The organism is Staphylococcus pasteuri, from assembly GCF_030547725.1.
Lineage (GTDB): Bacteria > Bacillota > Bacilli > Staphylococcales > Staphylococcaceae > Staphylococcus > Staphylococcus pasteuri.
On the sequence record NZ_JAUOQO010000275.1, the window covers coordinates 1 to 279 of the forward strand.

At 45.9% G+C, this 279-nt stretch carries 1 protein-coding gene; it reads right to left on the reverse strand.

Going from position 1 to position 279, the window contains the following annotated elements; translation table 11 throughout:
* A partial coding sequence (locus tag Q4528_RS13645) for a cation:dicarboxylate symporter family transporter (protein WP_303522090.1) occupies positions 1-279 on the reverse strand: 279 nt, incomplete at both ends.

Genomic DNA, 279 nt, shown 5'->3' on the forward strand with positions numbered 1-279 from the left:
GGGTTACGACGGATTTTGTAGAACACCAAAATTGGGTTCATCACCAAGGCAATCAGTAACATTGAACCAATAAGCACCATCAGCAATTGGCTGTAACCCAGTAATACAGAGAAGCCGGTTTGAGCAATGGTATTTGCCACCAAACCAAAGATACCAATAGGCGCCAGGCGAATCACAAAACGCACAATGCTAGATACACCTGCAGCTACATCGTTAAACAGCGTTTTAGTAGTATCTGACGCGCTATGCATGGCAATACCAAGGCCGATAGCCCAGGCT